This is a genomic window from Solidesulfovibrio alcoholivorans DSM 5433 (assembly GCF_000702665.1).
In the GTDB taxonomy this organism is placed as follows: domain Bacteria; phylum Desulfobacterota; class Desulfovibrionia; order Desulfovibrionales; family Desulfovibrionaceae; genus Solidesulfovibrio; species Solidesulfovibrio alcoholivorans.
In genome coordinates, this window is sequence record NZ_JNJA01000028.1 from 1 (window position 1) to 22,471 (window position 22,471).

Below are 22,471 nucleotides of genomic sequence, written 5' to 3' on the forward strand. Positions count from 1 at the left end.
CTTCCTGGCTGAGCGCTATGAGCGCGGCAGCGTGCTGATCAGCAGCAACCTCGTGTTCTCGCAATGGGACAAAATCTTTAAAGATTCCATGACCACGGCGGCGGCCATCGACCGGATGGTCCACCATTGCGTCATCCTGGAGCTGACCGGCCAGAGTTACCGGAACCAGGAAGCGCAAAAGCGGAATGCGGACACTCAGCTTCGCGGCAATGACCACGGACGCGGCGCTGAACTCATACCCGAAGATCGCTTGGCTGAAGCCGAGGTGCGTGCACAAGAATAGTTGTCGTCAGTGCCCAGGAGTAATTGACGCTGAGCAGCCGGAGATAGATTAGTAACTCTTCAGCCAGGAGAATACCTTTATCGGTGCGTGTCGCCATCGGCAGCAGGTGTGTAATACAGTTCTGCTGTATTTTGCCGGTGAACGCCTTTACACCAAGGTAGCGGTACAGTTCGGTTAAATGCTCGCGCCTGGTGGTATCCCTGCCTGAAAGGTAAGCAGGCCAGAGATCCCCGGTAAGTTTTAGCCTGCTGGCGATATGCTTCAGCAGCGCATCAGAGGGTGGGATTTTTTTATCCGGTGCAAAGCCGACATTTTTCAGATAGCAAAGAAGGACGGCAAAACCAAAACGGCTGGCTGGTTTACGGTGGGCACTAATAAGTGCCAGATCATGCTCACTAAAATACGCCATTCGTGTCAGCGTTAACTCATCGTCCGGTAATGCCAGTAATGATTCTCTTTCCGACAGAGAAAGAATCTGCCTCCTTGCCATATAGTTTTCCTCATAAATTATCCGATGCGGTATTTTTAACAAAAATGGTTATCGCATAAGGGTACACCCTGACGCCACAACCAAAACGTGACGGCACACGATGAATGACATAACCTATATGCGATAGTATTAATGCAATAACTTAAATGAGATAACGTGGTGAAAAAATGTTCATCAGAGCTTATTTGAGGGCATCGACGGAAGATCAGTTCGCCGATCGGGCAAAAGAGATGCTGGAGCAGTTTGTTCAGGAACGAGGACATAAAATAGCCAGCTACTACCGGGAGAACATCAGCGGTACAAAACTTGACCGCCCGGAACTGGGACGCTTACTGATGGACAGTCACCGCAATGATATTTTGCTGGTCGAGCAGATAGACCGCCTGACCCGTCTGAGTAACAGCGACTGGATGACGCTGAAAAAGCAGATCGAACAACACGAGCTGCGGATTGTCAGCCTGGATGTGCCCACTTCATGGCAGGCGCTGTCAGATAAAGACCCTTCGCAGGCTGACGCAATCACTCGCGCCGTGATAACAGCTATCAATAATATGCTTATCGATCTGATGGCCGCGATGTCGCATAAGGACTGGCTGAGCCGCCGCCAGCGGCAACGCCAGGGAATTGAACGCGCGCATACACTGGGAAAATACCGGGGTAAACAGGCTGATCAGGAACGGCATCAGAAAGTCCTGTACTACCGGCAGGTCAAGAAACTGAGCATTCAGGAAACAGCTGAGGCTACGGGCTATAGTTGCTCACAAGTTTGCCGTATACAGTCCCTTTACCGGCAGGGAGATAAAGATTTATGAAAAAATACAAGTTCGCGCCCTGGCTGAGTCGCTGGAAACTCATCCCAGACGGCTCACCATTCGTAACGCATACATCACAACTCCTCCCGGTTAAAACATCAACCGATGGCATAAAAGCGATGCTGAAAATTACCGATGACCTGGAAGAACAAAGAGGTAATGCACTTATGGCATGGTGGGGAGGAAGTGGAGCTGCCCCGGTAATTTCCCATGAAAATGAGGCAATTCTTCTGGAGCGTGCCACGGGGCCCGCATCTCTGCCCACGATGTCCAGAGAAGGTCAGGACACAGAGGCTTGCCGTATTCTGTGCCTTACAGCAAACCAGTTGCACATAGGTCGGAAACAGCCAATACCACAACTTACTTCTCTTCATGACTGGTTCCACGCCCTTAAACCAGCCGCCCGGATATATGGGGGGATTCTGAAACAGTGCGCAGAAATATCTGAAGATCTGCTATCTTCGCCGCGTGATGTGACCACGCTACATGGCGATTTGCATCACGCTAACGTCCTTGATTTTGGGTCATCCGGTTGGCTGGCAATTGACCCGAAAGGCTTAAAAGGTGAGCGAGGGTTCGATTATGCGAATATTTTCACAAATCCGGACCTTGGTAATCCAGTTTCTGGAATAGCCGTTGTCCCGGAAATATTTAAACAACGACTTAATATCGTGACCGAAACTGCCGGTCTGGACAGAGAGAGGTTGCTGATGTGGATCTGCGCATGGTGTGGATTATCAGCGGCTTGGTCTTTGGAAAGTAACGGCCCGGTCACTGTTACAACGAAAATAGCAGAGCTGGCACTATCTGAACTGCACTACTGAACTGGAAGTTAAAGTTAACTTTTGCGATTAAAAATTAGCCTTAACGTACAATAATTTTCGATATCCAAACTGACCCCTTTTAAGCCACGGCAGCTATCCTTTACTTTTATCAATGACGACGTGTAATTTTCCTTTTTGAGTTCTGGCGGACAATATAAAACCAACACCTTGCAGCGGCTTTATAACTGCTTTCCTAAAATTCCTCTTGAAATTATCCATATTATGTTCCTTAGAGCCGGATAATCCCTTAATTTTGTCCCATGAAATAATTACGTCTGGTCCGCTTTGTGACTTCAAAAACCCGTGAAACCATTGACTTGTCGGAGGCAATGAAAGTCGTACATCCCAATTAAGCATAGAAAAATCATGGATTCCAAGCAATTTAGAAATTGTAATACTAAGATTTGCAACGATTTTACCATTACTATCTATTGCGAACTCTGGCAATATTGACCCTTTATATTCAATATTTCCAAAAGTTATATGTAGCTTACCTTCAAAAAGGCGGTCAAGCTGCTCCCTTAGTTTTTTTCTATTTGGCCCTGTATCTGTTAATTTCAATTCTTTTAAAAGTTGATAAAATGAGCATGAAACACGGAACTGAGGACTTAACGTGGCCTTTTTACAAAGCTGAATCCAAAGCGAACAATCATCCTGTCTTAATTCTTCACCTTTATATCTTATGACTAAATTTTTATGCCAAGTTATTATTTGCTTGTAGTCATGAAACATTTCTCTTTGGCCTACGCCTGTCGTAAATAAACACGAACGAATTGCCGCATTCGCAGCAGGAACCAATTCTGGCACTAGCGACAGTTGCACAAGACGGCTACGTTTAACTCTTGTCACTGCCTCACTATCTTGAATCGGCGTGTTCTTGTGGTCCTCTTCTTGTTCCTCGTGTGCCTGGAGCCCTCTACTAAGGGCTTGTCTCTCGTCAATGATCTGCTTAGAGTCTCTCGTGAAGGTCATTGGGTCACTCCTTTGACCGATCCCGGCGATTGCCGGGAGGCTGGCCCGGTGTTCGCAGCACCGGGCCTTTTAATAGGGTTTAACAACTAGACGCACAAGACTAGATGGCGTTAGGTATTTTCTTCAAGAAATTTACCGATCAATCCAGCAATGAACCCACTTACATTTTTTATATCATGCTTCGCGGCATACACACGCAGGCCTTTTGCTGTTTCTTGTTCGAGATACAAAGAGAAACGTTCTTTTGGGTTTTTCTCTACATTAACTTCGGAAGCGGTTATACGCTGTGGCTTTTCTTGATGTATATTTTCAACTTGTGCTACAGATTCGGTGCTCCGAAACAATTCACTCTTCAATTCTGGTTTCTTCTTTCCGAGTCCCATAACTACCCCCTCCTCTCAATTTCTTTCGCTAGACGTTCATAGTCTTCGGTTCCGGCAGATGCAGGCCGGTAGGCGAAAATATCTTGCCCCTCGCTCGGCGCTTCCGCCAGGGCAACCGCGTCCCTGATACGAACATCAAATAGCAATTCCCGGAAAGCCTTACGAAGTTCATTGAATACATCGCGATTTAGTGTTTTTCGTTTGTCGAAAAAGGTGACGACAATACCAAGAACACTTAAAGTAGGATTCAGGTCTTTAACCATTGCTACAGTTCCCTGTAGCAGTTCAAGACCTCTCAAGGCATGGTATTCTGCTTGTACTGGAATTACAATTTCTTTTGCAGCGACAAGAGCATTCAATGTTATTAACCCAAGGTTTGGTGGACAGTCGAGCAATACATAATCGAATTCAGTAACTTTATTAAGAATCTTACGAAGCATATTTTCGCGACCAATTCTAGCCGCAAAAGCCAAATCTGCTTGTGCCAAATCGATCCCAGCGGGTACAAGTTCTAGGCCTTGAACACCTTCAACAGGAATTTTAATTTCGTTTAAGTGGGCTTTTCCTTCCAAAGCTTCATATAGGCTTCGACAATCATCCGGCGCAAACCCACAGGACGCGGTTAAACTGCCCTGTGCGTCTAAATCTATCAAAAGGACCTTTCGTTTCATCCTGGCCAGAGCTGCTCCCAAATTATGAACCGTGGTGGTTTTGCCCACGCCGCCCTTCTGGTTTGCGAACGCTATGATCCGCATAGCTTTTAACTCCTTAACGTTTTAGCGTTTTAACGCCAAGGCGTCTTCACGCTTTAGCGTCTTAACGTTTAAATGTTTTCGCACCTTAACGCTAAAGCGTTTTATCGTCAACACGTTTTAGCGCTTTGGCGCTAAAACTCTAAAGTGCTAAAACTCCAAAGCGTTAAAGCGTTAAAGCGCTTGTTCGAACGCATGGCCACACTTGGCACAAAGGATCGCCAGCCCAGGCTTGCCCCACACATTTTGACCACACGGACATGCGTACTTGATTTTGCTCTTGGCCTTGGGCTTGTGGGGCTTAGGTTGGCCGCTTCCCTCTTCCCCTTCCGCCTCGCCTGCGCCGGTCGGGATGGGGGCCGGCTCTGGCCCCTCGATGCTTTGGAAGTTGAAACGAAACCCCGAGGCTAAAAGGTTCTGGCAAGCCTGCTCGAAAAGCCCCCCCGGAATGACGTAATCCGCCATCCGTTGTCCGACTTTCCGCCCCCCAGGCTGGCCAGTGTCGGAGGGCATGAGGCCGATGGATTCCATTTTGTTGGCCCACTCGGTGTTATGGTAGCCGGTGCGCGAGGGGTTGCCGCAGCAAAATTGCCAGTGGTGGCACATTTCGTGGCCAAGGGTCTGCAAAATTTCCATATCTGATTGGTGCCGAAAAACCGCCGGGTTAAGCGCCAGTTCCGGGACACGTCCCGAGCCGTCGCGGCGCTCAAACCGGCCAGGGGAATAATAGCCGCACGATCCCGCCTTGCGTTGGTAGGTGATAAGCAAGTCCGGCAATTCACCGTCAAAAAAACGCGCGTTAAAAATACCATAAGCCGTTTCAATCCCGGTATATTCTGCACTCGTAAGTTCTGGTTTATTTGCCATGGCTTTTATCTCCTGTATGGTACGATACATTCTAAAGGGTTTAGCATGTTCCGGCCAGGGGCTTTTCTTTGTCTTTCGCCTTCTGGCTGTTTTGCCTTCCCCCGGCATCCTTCGGGGCGTGGGGGTGGCGGCAGGGCCTTTCACTTCAAGCAAGGCCTGTCGCCGCCCCCTGCCCCGAAGGTCCGCAAGATTATGTGATGCGGGCGTTTGGCCGTGGGCAGGTAGCAGGACAAGTGCCAAGACAGAGGCTTGGCGCGCCGGCCTGCATTGCCCATGGCCATGCCGTCGCCCGCGTACCACCTGCGGGGTTTTCGTCGTGCATCTGGCCATGACCACCACCAGGGGGAAGTGATCCGGGCCGGCAGGCCCGGTCACTGGCGTTTACCGGCGAGGGGTCCAGGGGGAATCATTCCCCCTGGTCGCTAGAGAGCGCGAGAGGGGGGCGAAACCCCCTCTCGCCGGCTTCGGGAGGATGGACGCGAGGGGGCGGCCCCTCGCGTCCATGGCCCTAGAAAAGGGTTGCTTGGACAATTGCCCGGACGGAAACCAGGGGGCGACGTATCGTGAGCATGGCCACATTGACGCTTGTTCCGGCGGCCTGAAAGGAGTTTTCGGGCAACACGTCCCACGTAGTGGCCAGGGGGCGCAATTGCTCGTTTTGGCGGGGGCCATTGGCGCATAAAGCAACCAACATGCCGCCGGGTTTCAGCATCCCGAGGGCGTGCTTGATATGCTTGATGTCAACGGCGTTTTCAAAAGGCGGATTCATCAAAATTCGATCAAATTTCCCAAGATCGCCGTTGCAGGTCAAAAAATCGGCCTGTTTGACCGTAGCCGTCGGGTAGGCCTCCCGAAGTCTGGCCGCCAATCCTGCGTTGATCTCTACGGCAGTGATTTTGCCGTGTGGGACCGCATCAAGAAGGTTGCCGGTTCCGGCGCTCGGCTCAAGGATCGTTTGCCCCTCCTCGATGCCGGCGGCGGCTACCAGCTGGGCGGCGATGTCGCGCGGCGTGGGGAAGAGTTGCGGCACGGCCACGACGGCGACGGGGCCGGCCTTGAGGGTTTCTTTCAACGCCTCAAATTCGGTTTCGGTGCCCTGGTCCTTGGCCGCGGCCTCGGTGGCCACGGGGTGCGTCTTCGGGCCGTCGTGCAAAAGAAAGCCGATCTCCCCGAGCTCCGAAAGCTGGCCAGCTTCGCGGGCGGCCTGTACGTCTTCCGGGCTCATGATCCTGGCCAGCTTGTCAAAGGGGATGGTGCGCTTGAAATCGCGGCCACCGTTGCCCCAATTATCCAGCACGGTCACGGTCACCTTGTTGACCTTTTGGATGTAGGACCACCCGCCGCGAGGGGAGGCCCAGCACTGCACCGCGCCACCGACGCGGGGGGCGTTTTGATCCGCCACCGTGCCGCCGTCCTCGGCAAGCATGGCCTGCTCGTAGGCAATACGATTGGCATAGTGGGCAATCCAGCGGTCACAATGGGCAATAGCCCGCTCGTGCGCCGGCACAGAAAGGGCGGCGGCCTGTTGGGGCGTTATGATGTCGTCATCAAGGGCGCTGTAAAGGCTCATGCTTCCTTCGTACTGACTGGCAGGAAGTTCGCGGGGGTACTCGCTCAAGGGAAAACAAAAATGCGTGTGGTCATAAAGATTTGTGATGTGAAGCGCCCTGTCTAAAAAGGTCATTTCCACACCATCTTTGCGCTTGATAGCGGCGGCGTCATTGGCCCACAACTTCATAACGGTTTCCGATTGCTTTTTGTCGCGCTCCTGCTTGCGTTTTTCTGCTTCAAGTTTTTTGATCCGACGCGCGCGAACGTCGGGACGCTCCAAATACTTTGCATGTTGCAAGGCTCCTGCGGCGCGGTCCTTCCAATATTGGGACGTTTCCCACATGCTAACCGCCCGGCGCATACCGTTTTCGATGCGCTTGGCATCCTTGCGCGCCCGCTTTTCGCTGTGGTGTCCCACCAGGATAGGCTGACCGAGCGGAATACCATCGGCAATGCGCGAAACAGCGTCCCGGGCCTGGACGGCATCAGCGGCCCGTTTGTCGGAATAGGTGTCAAATCGTTCGGCTCTGGCCTCGGCCCGGTCCACAAGGCTGGTGTCCTCGTCCCCGATCTCGCCGCACAGGGTCAGTAAAAAATCTTCTCGGGCCGGGGTCCACATGGGGGCAACCCACAAGTCTTGCTTGGGTGCCCACTTGAACCCGGCGGCCTTCAGCTCGGCGCAAGTGTCGGCATCAAGGCGGGTATCGCTGTACAAACGCAATTTATTGTCTTCGGGGGAATAGGTGGCGGTCATCATGGCGGATACCTCCCGGCGTTTTGTCTTTGGCCTTTTGGTTTTCTGCCTTCCCCAAGCCCCCTTCGGGGCGTGGGGGGCGGCGGCAGGGCCTTTCACTTCAAGCAAGGCCTGTCGCCGCCCCCTGCCCCGAAGGCCCGCAAAATTATGTGATGCGGGCGTTTGGCCGTGGGCAGGTAGCAGGCCAAGTGACAAGACGGAGGCTTTGCGCAGTCTTGGCGCGCCGGCCTGCATTGCCCACGGCCATGCCGTCGCCCGCGTACCTCTGCGGGGGTTTCGTTGTGATCTGGATGTGGCCACCACCAGGGGGAAGTGATCCGGGCCAGCAGGCCCGGTCACTGGCATTTACCGGCGAGGGGTCCAGGGGGCTTAGTCCCCTGGTCGTCGGAGAGCGCGAGAGGGGGGCGCCGGGAAACAAAGAGCCCCGCGTGGGCGGGGCTCGGCGCGCAGCTCACGCACCAGGGGGTGTCGTGGCTGACGCGTATGTGGTTCAGCCAACAACGCGGAATTAAAGATATTCCGGCGGAGGCAAATCTCCGATAACGATTTTTGGGGAAAACGTATAGGTACTAAAAAATTGTTTTTTCCCACGAATTTTCTTAAAGAATGAAAGCATATTGTTAATAAAACCCTTTGGGGCATTATATGCCATCGTGATTGTAAACGTCTTGTCTTTATTGCCAACGGGTTGCCCGCCGCCTTCTGGATATTCATACAAATCATGTTGGTCAAAACTAAAGAGAAACAGCACCTGGGATGGTGCTATTTGGCTTATAATGCAATTAAAAATTCCACCAAAGTTCTCTCGGGGTTTGTCTCTTTTTAACTCTCCAGAGATTTTTAGCTCTACGTCCTCAGCACGGACACCGCCAATGTTTGTAAGCACAAAACAAATGGAAATATTTTGGAACCTATGCTTGATGGTTTCACGCTCAACCCCACTTGATCCTTTAGGAACATTAAATTCATACTCCGGTCCAATTTGATTCTTTACATAGTGGTATATTTCTAACACAGGCCTTTTATAATTTGTCGATATATGCAATCCAACTTTCAAAGAACCGCTTACAGCAAGGCTACCTAATTCCATTATTGCTTCCTTTCTAAACGAAAAATCGCCAGTGTTGCCACAGCGGGGAAGGTCAGTTACTCAACCGGCCACTTGTGGGAGATATGTAAGCCGAGCCGTTCCGGGAGGCTGGCAACAAATTTATTGATTGTTTCCACATCGTTGCTTCCAAACCATCTCAAAGTAAATATTTTGCCGTTTGAGAAACGCACTAATCCGGGAAAATCCTTATGGTTCAATGGGGCGGGGTATCGACCTGCCCAGGTTGCATGATGGGATAGTCTCCTAAGCAAGTCCTCTTCTCCTTCGTTTAATTTTAACTTCAACTGTTTTGAAAGCTTGTATAAATCATGTGTTTTCAATTGCTTAGGAAATACGGCACTTAATTTTTTTGCAAAGATAAATCGGATGCCATTATTTCACGGAATTTTGCTCTGTAGTGTGTCTGCTCGTCTTGAACTAGTCTAGCCTTTAATAAATTTTCTACGGCAAAAGATGCCAGCATAAAGTAAGATTCCTGCAAGTAGTTAGCAGGAGTTGGAATCGTTGGATCGTCAAGACATTTTTCAACTTTAGCCCAAACGTCAATAATTTCTGGTTCAAGTTTTTTTGCAGTTACTAAAAGATCAATAGCCTTTCCTATCCACTGTGTGGGGTTAAAGGCTGCGTTTTCAAAGTTAGATTGATGTACTTGATCCCAATCAACTTCTATCCCCTGATTTTGTTTTGTTCCCATGGTTATTCCTTTTTAGATGGTTGGTGGTTTTTTGTTCTTGGTGTGATATACTCGTGAGGCGTGCTACCGTAAATTCCCAAAGTTCACATATCATCCATTCCGAGACAGACCAAAACAAACCATTCCAGCCTCTTGCCCCGGCCCGCCCGCATCGAGGCGGCCCGGGACGCCTCCTCCGTGCGCCCCGCGCATACGAATCCGCCCTTTCGTGTGCAGCACGCGCACGACATGCCCCGTCCGCCGGCATACCCCGACAAGGATCTCCACGTGGATCTCCTCGAACCCCGACACTCATTTTTTGTGAGTTGAGATCCCAACACCGTTTTTTTGCCGCAAAGGATCTGGCCAGCCTCGCGCGCCTGGTCCCGCACCTGGTCAAAGAACCAGGTGCGGAACGTTGGTCCGGACGCGAGGAAGATTCGCGTCCGGACGCGCAAGAAATCCGAGATGGGGGCGTTGCCCCCTCTCGGGCTCTGCCCCTACCAGGGGACTACAAGCCCCCTGGACCCCGCTATGCCCCGGCCCTCTTGGGGGGAGCCGGGGGGAAGACCGGCGCGCTCCGCGTCGCCTCCGATCCACAACCACAACCCGCCGGCGGAAGGGGACACCCACTTCCTCAATCGTATTCCTACGAGCAGGCCTTACTTGCCGAGGACGGCGGAACGGTGGCGGATCAAAACGCTCCCACCTCGGTGGCGCGGTAAGGTGACCGTGTTGGGTTTACCCCTAGTCGGAAAAAAACCAAGGCTACTTGCATCAAAGCCCCTGGCCGCGTATAAAAAAACAAAAAAGTCCTTTACGAGGAGCGTATGACAGCGACAGACGACCTGCGAGCGGAACATAAAGGTATTCTTCACATGCTGGACGTCATGCGGGCACTCTCCAGGCACATCGAGGCAGGTGGAACCGTTCCCGCCGCCGAGCTTACAAGCATCCTCGATTTTCTCAAAATTTTTGCCGACAAATGCCACCACGGCAAGGAGGAAGACATCCTCTTCCCTGCGTTGGAGGCTGCGGGCATGCCGCGTGAAGGCGGTCCCATCGGGGTCATGCTTCACGAACATGCCCTCGGGCGGGGGCTTATCCGCGACATGGACGCCGCCCTGACAAGCAGCGTCGGCCCCCGATCCTTCGCCACCCCGGCCTTGGCCTACATCGAATTGCTAACCCAGCACATCGCCAAAGAAAATACGGTCTTGTTCCCCATGGCCGAACATCTGCTGGGCACGCCCGCCCTGACGGCGATGCACGAGGATTTCGAGCGCCTGGAAGAGGAACGCATCGGACCGGGCAGGCACGAGGCCTTTCACCGGCTTCTGGATGACTTGGCCGCCGAATATCTGCCAGAATGAACCATGAAGGCAGCCCCCGAAAAGGAGGGACAGGCATGAGTTTCGAGGTCACCGATACCGTTACCTGGGTTGGCAAACGCGACTGGGAATTGCGACGCTTCCACGGCGAAGAATACTCCACGCATCGCGGCTCCACCTACAATGCCTATCTCGTGCAGGACGAGAAGACGGCCTTGGTGGAAACGGTCTGGGCTCCATTCGCAGGCGAGTTCATCGACCAGCTAAAAACCGTCGTGGACCTCGGCCGTATCGACTACATTATCGCCAACCATGCCGAAAGCGACCACAGCGGAGGATTGCCGGAGCTCATGCGGCTCATCCCGAATGTGCCCGTTTTTTGCACAGCCAATGGTGTCAAGTCCCTGAGAGGACACTACCACCAGGATTGGAATTTCCAGGTAGTCAAAACCGGCCAACGCCTAAGCTTGGGAAGTCGAGAACTGCTCTTCATCGAAGCTCCCATGCTCCACTGGCCAGACACCATGTTCTGTTATTTGACAGGTGACGAGATTCTCTTCAGCAACGACGCTTTTGGTCACCATCTCGCTTCCGAGGGCATGTACAACGATCTCGTTGATCCTTGCCTGCTCATGGAAGAATGTATCAAATACTACGCCAACATCCTCACTCCCTTCAGCACACTGGTGAAACGCAAGATCGAGGAGTTCGCCGGACTTGCCCTTCCACTCAAGATGATCTGCCCAAGTCATGGCACCATCTGGCGTGACAATCCCATGCAGATCGTCACCAAATATTTGGAGTGGGCCGGGGATTACCAGGAACATCAGGTTGTTATCGTCTACGACACCATGTGGAACGGGACGCGGCGCATGGCGGAAGCCATTGCCGCAGGCGTGCACGAAGCCGACCCGACCCTGGTGGTGAAACTTTTCAACGCCGCCAAGGCCGATAAGAACGATATCGTGACGGAGGTTTTCCGTTCCAAAGCCTTGCTCGTTGGCTCCCCAACTATAAATCGGGGGTATTTGTCGTCCCTGGGCGGTTTCTTAGAGATGGTGCGCGGCTTGGGCTTCAAGAGAAAAAAAGCGGCGGCTTTCGGGGCCTACGGCTGGAGTGGAGAGTCCGTCAAGCTTCTCACGGCACAACTGAAGGAATGCGGATTCGAAGTTATCTCCGATGGCATTCGCGTCCTTTGGAATCCGGACGACGACGCGCTAGGGCAGTGCCGGGACTTTGGTCGCGTATTCAGCCAGAGCCTTGCGGGCTGACGACGACATCCAAGTCAGCGGTCTGGCAAAATTGTCCCTCCCGTTGGATAAGCTTGGCAAAATTAATTTTCGACCGTTGTTTGGCGTAAAAAGCGTCAATGACGCAGGAGCCTGACAAAACAATTTTTACTTGATCTATTTGAAGTAGAAAGTGCTCATGGTGTCATTTTTAACACTATGGGCGCTTCTCTAGTAGTTTATGATCTTGTCGGCGGTTTTGACTTGCTCGTAAAGCGTTTTCATATTGGAGCACTTGACGTATTCGCTTTCATCCACCCCGTGGATGATCATGCACTTCCCTCAAGCTGCAAGCATACCCTCACTCAAAGCAAATAGCTTCACTTCCTCGGCGATTGGAAATTGTCCAGAGTCTCCGTTATAAAGATCAACTCCTGGTCCGTTCAAGAAAATCGTGACGTCTTCGTCGGAACTTAACAGGAAATTGCCGAAGCGGATAGCGTTCCACTTGATTTCTGGGGAATTACTCGAAAGGATGATAAGGATTTGCATTTTTGATGCCTTTTTACAAATTCGATAGATAAATCAGATATCAATACCAAGCAGGAAAAGCAAATTGCTTTTCAATCCAAGCGAGCTCGCGCAAAGCATGTGCGTGCTAGGTGGCGATCAGATTTTTTCAAATAAATCAGTTAATTAAAATTGATACGCGTTTGTCTTTGACTTAAGTCAAATTTTTCTAGAGGAATTTGTGATTTAATCGAAATATAATTTTCTACGCAACGGGGCGGTTATGTCATTTGGTGGAGTACCTCCTGAGTCCCTCCAAAGGCCAAACTCGACAGGTCATCGTCTGACTTGCTGATTCCTATGGATATTGATGCAGAATTTCCTGCGATTGCGACAGGCTCCTGGCAGGACAAGAAGGTCTCGTGTCTTTGCCCGGCCTCCATTTTGTCACAACCCTTCTGCTCCACGGTGTGGCTGTCTGGACGCATCTGATGGATTTAAGCTGATTAATCATGTTAACGAATTGGAAGTGTTTCCTCCTGAATTAGTTGGATGTTTGATCTGCTGACGCTCGGAACCTAGCTTACAAACAAACGCCGAAAATGCTGTAATGAGGAGAAGGGTAGGAGGTATGAAAAAAATTACGAAGCCTATCTTGTTTTTGGGATTAGGTGTCGTGCTGGCGTTCCCATTGTTTAGTCTCTTGTATTATACAATGGTTCGCACCTCGACCCCTCTTTTTTGTGCTTCATGTCACGAAATACAATTTGCCTATAACGCATGGCGCACATCTTCTCATGCAAATAATTCTCGTGGAGTTGTGGCTGATTGCATGGATTGTCATCTGCCTGCACCACAAGATACGATAAATTTTTTCTATACAAAATCGTTGCATGGTATCAAAGATGTATTTGCGCACTTCACGGAAGATCAATCAAAGTATGACCACAGTCTTAATCGTGCTAAAGCTGCTCATGATATAAAGAATGATCAATGCCTAAAATGTCATAGAAATTTATTGTACATTACACAGAAACGTGGCGCTATGTTGGCTCATAGAGAGGTGCTTTATCCGATGCCGGGGTATGAAAAACGCTGTACGGACTGCCATCAGAATTTGGTTCATGTTCAGCGTCCTTATTATAAGTATTTATCCTGTGATTCTGATTCCAGGTAGTCTGTGTGGTAGAAAGGTTTTTAGAACCAGACACATTAACAGATACTGACATGCTCGTAGGAGGTGGGGTGAAACATGAAGAGGGTGAGAAGATGGGTAGCGATTGGAACTGCGGCAGGTATAGTTCTATGTACAGCATTTTTTGCTATAGCGCAGGAAAATAAAAAACTCTTGCACCTGAAACCCAAACGCAGGCGAATTTTCCCAAAGCCAAGGAATTTCGTCTTGAACGGGGGATGAGTAAACAAGCTCAGGCGTGTATAGAATGCCACAAAGTTGAAACTCCGGGGATTTTTGCGGATTGGGCGGCCAGTCGACATGCAGCAGCGAACATCACCTGTATTGACTGCCACCAAGCCCAGGAGTTTGATCCTGATGTTAGTAAAAAGCATTATAAGCAGTACGAGCGCTCAGATAACAAGTGGGGGACGGCAGAGTACCGTGTGCCGATTGCTGGGGTTGTCACCCCAAAAGATTGTTCTCGTTGTCACCCTGACGAAGTAAAGCAGTATTCCCGCAGTAAACATGCTCATACCCTAGAGATTATTTGGAAAATTGATCCTTGGCTTCGTCAAGGGCTAAACAATCAAACTGAGCGAACCACAGGTTGCTATACTTGCCATGGCTCTGTGTTAAAGACGAATGAGAAGGGGGAACTCGATGCCTCGACCTGGCCTAATGTCGGCGTCGGGCGAGTTAATCCCGATGGCAGCCTTGGAAGCTGCACGAGTTGCCATACCCGGCACAGATTTTCGGTTATGGATGCGCGAAAACCCGAAGCCTGCGGGCAGTGCCACCTTGGTCCAGATCATCCACAAACGGAAATTTTTAAAGAATCTAAGCATGGTGATATCTACGCTGCTTTTGGCAATACCTACAATTGGAATGCTGCACCCGGTACATGGACCCCAGGTGTGGACTATCGCGGTCCTACTTGCGCTTCATGCCATATGTCAGGTTCAGGCTCGGTTTTGGGAAGCCATGATGTTACAGAACGCCTGTCCTGGGAATTGCAAGCGCCAACAACTGTGCGACCGCAAGACTTTGCAGCATTTCCTGCAAAGACTAATTGGGAAGTTGAGCGCAAAAAAATGCAAGCTGTTTGTAATCAATGCCATGGCTCAACCTGGACAGAAGGTCAGTATGCTCGCATTGATGCAGCAGTAAAGAACTTTGACGAGCTTTACTACAAACCTGCAAAAGCTCTACTAGATGAGCTTTATGCTAAGAAGCTTATCCCTGAAACGCCATTTTTTCAGACTAAGTTTCAATGGGATTTTTATTCGTTGTGGCACTATGAAGGGCGAAGAGCCCGGATGGGAACTGCTATGATGGCTCCAGACTATTCGTGGTGGCATGGCTTTTATGAATGCAAGCAAAAGCTTTGCGAACTGCAAGAGCAGGCGCATCATATGATCTCAACAAACACCCCTGCATTTGTCTATAAAGATTTTCCAGGCAAAGGCGGAGACACGAATATGCCAACAGAGGTGAACTCCCATAAATAAGAGGTGAGTAGAGGCGGTGTTTAGTGAGGCTCGGGGGAATTGTTTCTCCGAGCCTTTTCTTTTTGTTATGGTGTTGCTAAAGGTGATGCTAATGGGTATAAAATGCCTGCAACATAAGGATTCGTATGAAGACATTGTTCGGAAAAGAAAAACCCTGGGTATTGCTAGGGATTTCTCGGAAAGAATATGAAGGTTTGCGGCTTTGGAAAAAGACTAAACTTCCACGGAATGAATTCGACCTACTTTTGGCGTCTTTGCCAGATGAGTTTTTTAAAGACGTAAAACTTCGTGTTGATGTCGAAAAATTGGTTCAAGCTATTTTTTCAAAGTCAAACGGAAAGTATCCTGGCTGAATGTCAAAAAATGGTGCGAGATGATTAAAATAAAGCGTGTTTATGTAGAGAAAGTGCAGGATGATGGAAAACGCTATCTTGTTGACCGGGTTTGGCCGCGTGGAATATCCAAGGAACGAGCAGGAATTGATGGTTGGCTAAAAGAATTGGCTCCGAGCACGGCACTTCGAACATGGTTCAGCCATGATCCAGAAAAGTGGGAAGAATTTAAAGAAAAATATCGCGACGAGTTGAGTAACCCTTTGCTCTCAGATATTCTTCTGCAACTTAGGGAGGAAGCTTCTCGCAGTGTTGTTACTTTGATTTATTCTGCAAAAGATACAAAGCTTAACAACGCTGTTTGTCTGAAAGAGATATTAGAGCTTGGTTAAATTGCTTGGGAATATTTAAAGGAAGGGAAGTCTCATATGTTGCGACTTCCCTTCCTGAATAGTAATTGTTGAGTCGTTTTCGAGTTTGTTAGCTAGGTTGCTTGGTTAAAGTTGAAGCTTTCATTCGAAAATAGGTCATAACCGCCGCAATGACCATTGGCACGACCCCGGCTACTATAAAGATCACATCTCCTGGCATTCTCGCCCATTCGATGGTACGGGTCAGGCTTTTCCCCAAATATTCAAGGCTGCGAGCGTGCCAATACCCGTGCTGCAGAACATCAAAGAATTGAAGTACGCCACCAGGGAACAGGCTCCCGATGGCCATTAGGGCTAACCCGATGTTAAGCCCCCAGAAGGAAATGCGAATAAACCGTTCAGGCCCAGCCCATTGGGCATCCGACAAGACCTGGCGAAATGTGAGGACCATGAGCGCTAGGGCTTCCATGCCGAAGACACCCATAAGCGCCAAATGCCCATGGTTAGGGGTGAGAAGGGTTCCAACTTCAAAATAGCTGATGATTGGCAAATTGATCAGGAAACCACATATCCCCGCGCCTACAAAATTCCAAAATCCGACAGCCATCAAGAAATAAAAGGCCCATTTATGAGGGATATTGATCTGCTCCCCGCATACCGAACATTGGGACCTTGTTAACTTGATAAAATCCCAAGCATCCAAAGTGAGCAAAGTTAAAGGTACAACTTCCATGGCAGAGAAGAGGGCTGATAAAGACATGTTGAGATTTGTTTGGCCACTGAAGTACCAATGATGCCCTGTTCCAACAATGCCGCTTCCAAGAAATAATATCGCATCAAGATAGATGACCCTGACAGCTGTTTTTCGTGTAACCATTCCGAGTCTAAAGAAAATAACAGCAACCATGATGGTCACAAAGAGTTCAAAGAAACCTTCTACCCACAGATGGATGATCCAAAAACGCCAGTTGTCAACTATTGTATAATTTGTCGTTGAGCCGAAGAAAAACGCTGGCAGGTAGAAAACAGGAATGGCTAGGGCGCCAAGCAGAAAGAGCGTCGAGATTTCTCGACGGTTTTCATCGAGCAAAGCGGGCATGACACTTCGCAGTAAGAGGATGACCCAGCCAATGAGACCTATCGCAAGCAATATCTGCCAACCTCGGCCAAGATCGAGATATTCCCAGCCCTGGTGACCGAACCAGAACCAAAGATCGCCAAGCTTTTGGTGTATCCCCGCCAGTTCTCCAAGAAGACTGCCGATGACAACAAATGCGAGTGCCCCAAATAAGACGTGGATAGCTGGGATCTGTCCCCGTGGTTCATTTTCGCCGAGAGCTTGCCCGAGAAGGAGGCCGCCTGCCACAAATGATGTCGCAATCCAAAAGATTGCCGATTGCAAATGCCATGTGCGTAAAATATTGCTCGGGAAAATGGTTGTTAAGTCAAAACCATAAAAGCTGCCAGGATCGGCTCTGAAATGGGCGGTCGCTCCGCCCACGAGAACCTGCACGAGGAACAGAAGGGCTGCTGCCACGAAATACTTGATGATTGCTCGTTGCGTTGGGCTTGAAACACCGGGGAGCATTTGTGGGTGAATGTGCTCGCCAGATCCTTTCCAGCCCAAGTAGTCGAATTTGCCGAAAACAAATAAAACTAAGGCAGTTCCAGTAAGAAGAGTGATAAGGCTTAACGCGCTCCAAAGTACTGTCTCGCTTGTTGGTTTGTTGCCAAGTTCTGGGTCATAAGGGAAATTGTTGGTATATGAATAATTTTCTCCTGGTCTATTCGCAATCGATGCCCAGGCTGTCCATGCAAAAAAAGAGGTTAAGTCGAATAGCTCTTTTTCATCTGAGATAAACTTTTTTTGTAGCCCTCCATTCTCAATTTCGTCACTGAAGTAGTTCTGCCAATACTTTATTTGTTGCTTGAAAGAATATATTTCTTCTGTACTAAATGTTAGCGTGCTTTGTGCTGGATCATATCTGTTCGTTTTGAGCAGTTTTGTTGCTTCAGTTGCAACGGTTTGTTGCTCAGTTGGTTGCAACTTGTTAAAGTCATTGCTAAACTGTGATCTCGCAATGAGTTGCCTTGTGTCTTGGCCGAGTTCATGGAGGTATTGGGCTGAAAAATCTGGTCCAAGATATGCGCCGTGACCCCATATAGATCCATTTTCCATTAATCCATATTTTAAAAAAATTTTTTGCCCGTTTAGAATATTGGTTTTGGTAATAATTGCGTTGCCTTCCTGGTTTACTATTTTCTCTGGAATGGGTGGCGCATTCTTGTAAGAATAAAAAGCTACCATGATTTCAATTGTAAATCCGATTGCAAGTGCTAGAAGAACTCCCTTGCGCCACCAGGACGATAAAGCAGTATCTTTGCTAGAATCGGTGTGCATGGCTCCCCCCTTTGGCAAATCGATGGCGGCCCAAGTGGACTAGAATGGACAAGTCTGCAATGCTATTATCGTAAATAGGATAAAAATGGAATCAAGTTCCTCGTTTTTTCTGGAAAATACACGAGGTGCGGCAAGCACCGCGTCCGGACGCGCAAAACATCCGAGAGGGGGGCGTTGCCCCCCTCTCGGGCTCTGCCCCGACCAGGGGACTACAAGCCCCCTGGACCCCACCCTTCCCCCGGCCCTTTTCGGGAGGCCAGGGGAAGGACCGGCGCGCTCCGCGCCGCCCCCGATCCGCAAAACCACAACCCGCCGGCGGAAGGAGACACAGGAAGCCAAAGCTTTGTTTGGTACGATACAATACAAAGCCATGACATGAAGACCCAAAAAAAGCCCCGGCCGAAGCCGGGGCCGATTTTGGCGCTTATGCAGTAACTTCTTCTCTATCCTCTCCCCGTATTTGGGAAAATGTTTTAATTGGTATAGAATGATCTGGAAACCGTGCAACAATATCCAGTTCTCCCCCCATTGCCTCAATAAAACGACGCAATGTGCTTAAATACATATCTGTTCGTTTTTCGAGCTTCGCAACAGAGGCTTGACCAATTTTAAGTGCGCTCGCAAGCTCTTCTTGCGAAAGCTGCATGGCATTGCGGATTTCCGCAAGGTCCATTTCATCTCGAAGTTTAAGCGCCTTTTGGTGCGCACGTTCCCGCGATTCAGGCGTCATGGCTTCACGCAACTTTGCAAATGACTTTCTACCAGCCATAAAAATAACCAATATCCACAACATTACAGGTTGATAAAATCAAACCGGATGTAATAAACGCTTATTTAATTTGTTCCTTTTTAAGCTCCTCAATATGTACAGCGTACAAATTATCAGCAACAGGAACCATGTGTTCATAAAACATATCATCACCTGTTTTGTCGCCAGCAATAAGCAGCATTGCTATCCTTCTTGGGTCGAAAGCATAAAAAACCCTAAGTGGATGACCACCGCTTTGGATGCGTAATTCCCTCATATGTGAATATTTTGAACTCTGTATTTTACTTGAATACGGGTAAGGCAAGTTAGCGCCTCTTCGTTCTAATTCCTCAACAATCGCTGCAACATCTTCTTGCTGAGAATCAGTGAGAGCTTCCCACCATTGCTCAAATTCGTCAGTATATTCAACCTCGCAGCTCATATGATAAATCTATTCCTTTGAAGGAATATTGTCAAGTATGCTGCCAAAACCAAAGACCTGCAACCACCTGTACTTCCAGCCTGTTCGCGTTGGCCTCTTCAGGAAAAATCACATTGGGAGGGGAAAGTCCAACCGGCCAATCAGCTTCACGTCGTTGAGGGTCATGTCGGCTCTCCTTGTTCATGCTTTTGGCTTTTTGCCTTCCCCCAAGCGCCCTTCGGGGCGTGGGGGTGGCGGCAGGGCCTTTCACTTCAAGCAAGGCCTGTCGCCGCCCCCTGCCCCGAAGGCCCGCAAAATTATGTGATGCGGGCGTTTGGCCGTGGGCAGGAAGCAAGCCAAGTGCCAAGACAGCGGCTTTGCGCGTCTTGGCGCGCCGGCCTGCATTGCCCATGGCCATGCCGTCGCCCGCGTACCTCTGCGGGGTTTTCGTCGTGAGGATCGAAGGCGACGCGGAGCGCGCCGGTCTTCCCCCGGCCTCCCGAAAAGGGCCGGGGGCGGGCAGGGGTCCAGGGGGCTTGTAGTCCCCTGGTCGCCGGAGAGTGTGAGAGGGGGGCGACCCCCCCCTCGCGCATCAGGCCAAGGAGCAACAACGAATGGGCGTGTGGCAAAGAAAGCAAGCGCAGCGCGCAGACGTGAGGGATGGAAGCCCGTAGGGGCGAGACGCGTAGCGGCTCGATGCGCAAGCACGACAGCCCGGCCCGAGCGCAGCGAAGGGACACGCAAAAAAACTATCTCCCTCGATCCCCATAGTCTTTTTGCAAAGGCTTCTGTTGTTTTTCTAGCCCCGATTGCGCTTGCCGGATCAAGCCAATAGCACCGTTTTTATAGCTTATTTCGAGTGTTTCACCCGCGACAGGCCTCCGTTTTGCTAAATCTCCAACGAGGAGCCTTTTCTCGTGTTGGACAATTAAACTACCAATGTCCTGCCAGAAAGAGCTATCACTATAGCCTATTATAGGGCCAGTATATGTTTTCCCTGGCTCAGATTTTGAAATGCTCAAGCGTTTTTCTACGTCAACGTCATTTGTGTGTGCAAGCAAATCTGCCTTAAAATAAGCACGGAATTGTTGACTAGCAGGCAACTTTGAATCCATTTGTAAGACAGGTATCATCCCATCAGGGTTATCAAATTGGATTGAGTCAATTTTTAAAGCCGCTTCTGTTACAGCTTTTTCCATTTCTGCATTGCTTACGGCTTCAGGGTCTTTCGTGCGCTTAGATCGAAAACCATCATCTTCAGTTGTCATTGATCTGACCTCGCAAGTTAGCGTGGCGGAATGTCCAAGGCGCGACGGCGTTCGGATCAGCCCATAAGCCACGATGAGCGCTTTTAGCCTCCGCTTCCAATCGCAAAAGAGAATCAGAATGTGAGTAGCGGCGACAAACCCAAGCCATTCCATAGAGAACTTGGGAAGCATTGATGTTTACGTTGTCGCAAAAGATAGTCCCTATGGCTCTACCGTATTTGTCAACGTCTGTATAAACAATGTTGACCGTTTTCCCAGCAATCATACTACTTAATGTTATGCGCGACTTTTGACCGAAAGGTTGCCCACTGTCACGGCCATGAGAAATTTCAGGAGCGTCAATTTCTGCCAATCTGACACGGAATTGTTGTCCGACAGACAAAATATCAACAGTGTCACCGTCAAGGACGTGAATAACTTTTCCTGAAATGGTATAGGCAAAAGAAGGAAAAGGAATTGAAAGAAAACACAAGAGGAGAGAAAAACGACATAGAAAAATACGCAAGTACGATCTCCTTATTTAAATCAAAGCACCTCCCAAATGGGCTACATCGACCAAAAAATAAAAAAGAATTTAGTTAAACACGATCAGCGGTCGAGGACTCAACCGAAAAAGAATAGAGTCATAAACCCACATGAGTGACAGTGAACCGACCCCTATGCCAAAACAGACATAGATAAGGAAAGACTTCTGCGGCCCATGCATCCCAAGCAAAACTATGGCCGCACCCACTAAACCGCCAAATGCGCTAAGGCCTAACAAGAAGCGGGCGACAGGACGCAGCCATAAGAAAACCTGGAAAACTATAAAGAAAATAAGTTTAATAGCTGTTTCTAGCAGCTTTAAAAAGAAGCCGAACACTGTTTTCATAGTGCTTCACCTCTCTGTTTTGAGGTCGTCCTCAGTATACCCCTTTTTTATAGCTAAGATAAACCACTTAGGCTTACGCCCTTTTCCACTCCATGAATTAAATGGATTATCGGGGTCGCGATATTTTACTTTCTTTTGGTTGAGGTAGTCCAAATCTATCCCGTGCTCATGGGCAATTTCTGCAATCAATTTTCGAGCATTTGCTTTATCAGCGGCGTCGCGTCTCTTTAACTCTCTGTCTATTTCCTTCTGTAAATTCAATAATTCCTGTTTTGATAGATTTGGAAGTCTGTTGGTAACAAACTCAAAATCATTTTGAGCGTTGGTGCTTGACATAAACTACCACCTAGACGATATTCCGTCAAACTTTCAATTTTGACGTCAGTTCAACCCCTGGGAGGACCGCCATGAAACGACTTTGTGCGGCTATGGTCGCGATAATGCTAGCACTTGCTATCACAACTCGTGCCCAGGCTCAAAGTGATGCCGCCTGCGGGGCCGTGCTGTGCCTGCTCAGCGTCAATTACTCCTGGGCACTGACGACAACTATTCTTGTGCACGCACCTCGGCTTCAGCCAAGCGATCTTCGGGTATGAGTTCAGCGCCGCGTCCGTGGTCATTGCCGCGAAGCTGAGTGTCCGCATTCCGCTTTTGCGCTTCCTGGTTCCGGTAACTCTGGCCGGTCAGCTCCAGGATGACGCAATGGTGGACCATCCGGTCGATGGCCGCCGCCGTGGTCATGGAATCTTTAAAGATTTTGTCCCATTGCGAGAACACGAGGTTGCTGCTGATCAGCACGCTGCCGCGCTCATAGCGCTCAGCCAGGAAGGTG

25 protein-coding genes and 1 pseudogene are annotated in these 22,471 nt (G+C 49.6%); 9 read left to right on the forward strand and 17 right to left on the reverse strand.

Annotated features, from left to right (window positions below):
* On the forward strand, nt 1–283 hold a 283-nt coding region (locus Q368_RS27330), incomplete at its 5' end, for an ATP-binding protein (protein ID WP_029461138.1).
* Nucleotides 284–320: 37 nt separating this feature from the next.
* On the opposite strand, the pseudogene Q368_RS25125 reads toward Q368_RS27330, so the two are convergent.
* A pseudogene (locus Q368_RS25125) lies at nt 321–773 on the reverse strand (DUF4158 domain-containing protein); the annotation flags it as partial.
* Nucleotides 774–940: 167 nt separating this feature from the next.
* On the opposite strand from Q368_RS25125, the gene Q368_RS0121770 reads away from it, so the two are divergent.
* Nucleotides 941–1,585 carry a recombinase family protein gene (locus tag Q368_RS0121770; RefSeq protein ID WP_029461139.1) on the forward strand — a complete coding sequence of 215 codons (645 nt, stop codon included), beginning with the start codon at nt 941–943 and terminating at the stop codon, nt 1,583–1,585.
* On the forward strand, nt 1,582–2,409 hold the full coding sequence (locus tag Q368_RS25130) for an aminoglycoside phosphotransferase family protein (protein ID WP_084158951.1): 828 nt from the start codon (nt 1,582–1,584) through the stop codon (nt 2,407–2,409). Before Q368_RS0121770 ends, Q368_RS25130 begins: the two co-directional genes overlap by 4 nt.
* A gap of 93 nt (nt 2,410–2,502) precedes the next feature.
* On the opposite strand, the gene Q368_RS26085 is transcribed toward Q368_RS25130, so the two are convergent.
* The 7 genes from Q368_RS26085 to Q368_RS26100 all read right to left on the reverse strand — a co-directional run bounded on the left by Q368_RS26085 (nt 2,503) and on the right by Q368_RS26100 (nt 9,493).
* Complete coding sequence (locus Q368_RS26085; protein WP_156955837.1) at nt 2,503–3,381, reverse strand: replication initiation protein; 879 nt, start codon at nt 3,379–3,381, stop codon at nt 2,503–2,505.
* 110 nt (nt 3,382–3,491) lie between these two features.
* Nucleotides 3,492–3,764, reverse strand: coding sequence for a hypothetical protein (locus Q368_RS26090; RefSeq protein ID WP_156955838.1), 273 nt, complete (start codon nt 3,762–3,764; stop codon nt 3,492–3,494).
* Nucleotides 3,765–3,766: 2 nt separating this feature from the next.
* Entirely contained in the window at nt 3,767–4,519 is a 753-nt protein-coding gene (locus Q368_RS25135) for a ParA family protein (protein ID WP_084158952.1), read from the reverse strand.
* Nucleotides 4,520–4,690: 171 nt separating this feature from the next.
* Nucleotides 4,691–5,383, reverse strand: a complete 693-nt coding sequence (locus Q368_RS0121780; RefSeq protein ID WP_029461141.1) for a SprT-like domain-containing protein — start codon at nt 5,381–5,383, stop codon at nt 4,691–4,693.
* Between the two features lie 508 nt (nt 5,384–5,891).
* On the reverse strand, nt 5,892–7,691 hold the full coding sequence (locus Q368_RS24205) for a DUF3560 domain-containing protein (protein ID WP_052360338.1): 1,800 nt from the start codon (nt 7,689–7,691) through the stop codon (nt 5,892–5,894).
* 505 nt (nt 7,692–8,196) lie between these two features.
* Entirely contained in the window at nt 8,197–8,778 is a 582-nt protein-coding gene (locus tag Q368_RS26095) for a hypothetical protein (protein ID WP_156955839.1), read from the reverse strand.
* 361 nt (nt 8,779–9,139) lie between these two features.
* Nucleotides 9,140–9,493: a hypothetical protein gene (locus Q368_RS26100; protein WP_156955840.1), complete on the reverse strand. Its 354-nt coding sequence runs from the start codon at nt 9,491–9,493 to the stop codon at nt 9,140–9,142.
* A gap of 809 nt (nt 9,494–10,302) precedes the next feature.
* Between Q368_RS26100 and Q368_RS0121790 the strand changes: the two genes are divergently transcribed.
* Together Q368_RS0121790 and Q368_RS0121795 are read left to right on the forward strand one after the other, a co-directional pair.
* Nucleotides 10,303–10,845, forward strand: a complete 543-nt coding sequence (locus Q368_RS0121790) for a hemerythrin domain-containing protein (protein WP_029461143.1) — start codon at nt 10,303–10,305, stop codon at nt 10,843–10,845.
* Between the two features lie 35 nt (nt 10,846–10,880).
* Nucleotides 10,881–12,074 carry an anaerobic nitric oxide reductase flavorubredoxin gene (locus Q368_RS0121795; RefSeq protein WP_029461144.1) on the forward strand — a complete coding sequence of 398 codons (1,194 nt, stop codon included), beginning with the start codon at nt 10,881–10,883 and terminating at the stop codon, nt 12,072–12,074.
* A 189-nt stretch (nt 12,075–12,263) separates the two neighbouring features.
* Here Q368_RS0121795 and Q368_RS0121805 read toward each other — a convergent pair whose 3' ends face one another.
* Nucleotides 12,264–12,584, reverse strand: coding sequence for a DsrE family protein (locus tag Q368_RS0121805; protein ID WP_245611438.1), 321 nt, complete (start codon nt 12,582–12,584; stop codon nt 12,264–12,266).
* 589 nt (nt 12,585–13,173) lie between these two features.
* On the opposite strand from Q368_RS0121805, the gene Q368_RS25140 reads away from it, so the two are divergent.
* The 4 genes from Q368_RS25140 to Q368_RS25150 all read left to right on the forward strand — a co-directional run bounded on the left by Q368_RS25140 (nt 13,174) and on the right by Q368_RS25150 (nt 15,951).
* Entirely contained in the window at nt 13,174–13,719 is a 546-nt protein-coding gene (locus Q368_RS25140) for a cytochrome c3 family protein (protein WP_084158953.1), read from the forward strand.
* Nucleotides 13,720–13,955: 236 nt separating this feature from the next.
* Complete coding sequence (locus Q368_RS25145; RefSeq protein WP_084158954.1) at nt 13,956–15,227, forward strand: multiheme c-type cytochrome; 1,272 nt, start codon at nt 13,956–13,958, stop codon at nt 15,225–15,227.
* Nucleotides 15,228–15,352: 125 nt separating this feature from the next.
* Nucleotides 15,353–15,580, forward strand: a complete 228-nt coding sequence (locus Q368_RS26105; protein WP_156955841.1) for a hypothetical protein — start codon at nt 15,353–15,355, stop codon at nt 15,578–15,580.
* Nucleotides 15,581–15,600: 20 nt separating this feature from the next.
* Nucleotides 15,601–15,951, forward strand: a complete 351-nt coding sequence (locus Q368_RS25150; protein WP_084158955.1) for a DUF488 domain-containing protein — start codon at nt 15,601–15,603, stop codon at nt 15,949–15,951.
* A gap of 88 nt (nt 15,952–16,039) precedes the next feature.
* On the opposite strand, the gene Q368_RS0121815 is transcribed toward Q368_RS25150, so the two are convergent.
* The 8 genes from Q368_RS0121815 to Q368_RS27335 form a co-directional block, all read right to left on the reverse strand.
* Nucleotides 16,040–18,331, reverse strand: a complete 2,292-nt coding sequence (locus tag Q368_RS0121815) for a nitric-oxide reductase large subunit (protein ID WP_029461147.1) — start codon at nt 18,329–18,331, stop codon at nt 16,040–16,042.
* Between the two features lie 424 nt (nt 18,332–18,755).
* Nucleotides 18,756–19,100 carry an XRE family transcriptional regulator gene (locus tag Q368_RS25155; RefSeq protein ID WP_084158956.1) on the reverse strand — a complete coding sequence of 115 codons (345 nt, stop codon included), beginning with the start codon at nt 19,098–19,100 and terminating at the stop codon, nt 18,756–18,758.
* A gap of 61 nt (nt 19,101–19,161) precedes the next feature.
* Nucleotides 19,162–19,521: a type II toxin-antitoxin system RelE/ParE family toxin gene (locus Q368_RS0121820; RefSeq protein ID WP_029461148.1), complete on the reverse strand. Its 360-nt coding sequence runs from the start codon at nt 19,519–19,521 to the stop codon at nt 19,162–19,164.
* Nucleotides 19,522–20,249: 728 nt separating this feature from the next.
* Nucleotides 20,250–20,768: a KfrB domain-containing protein gene (locus Q368_RS26110; RefSeq protein WP_156955842.1), complete on the reverse strand. Its 519-nt coding sequence runs from the start codon at nt 20,766–20,768 to the stop codon at nt 20,250–20,252.
* On the reverse strand, nt 20,758–21,273 hold the full coding sequence (locus Q368_RS25160; protein ID WP_162179672.1) for a thermonuclease family protein: 516 nt from the start codon (nt 21,271–21,273) through the stop codon (nt 20,758–20,760). Before Q368_RS25160 ends, Q368_RS26110 begins: the two co-directional genes overlap by 11 nt.
* Nucleotides 21,274–21,342: 69 nt before the next feature.
* On the reverse strand, nt 21,343–21,639 hold the full coding sequence (locus Q368_RS0121825) for a hypothetical protein (RefSeq protein WP_029461149.1): 297 nt from the start codon (nt 21,637–21,639) through the stop codon (nt 21,343–21,345).
* Between the two features lie 6 nt (nt 21,640–21,645).
* The gene (locus Q368_RS25165; RefSeq protein WP_084158958.1) at nt 21,646–21,975 is read right to left on the reverse strand and encodes an H-NS histone family protein; all 330 of its coding nucleotides are present in this window, start codon (nt 21,973–21,975) and stop codon (nt 21,646–21,648) included.
* Between the two features lie 210 nt (nt 21,976–22,185).
* Nucleotides 22,186–22,471 (reverse strand): ATP-binding protein (locus Q368_RS27335; RefSeq protein WP_029461150.1); only part of this gene is annotated, 286 nt, incomplete at its 5' end.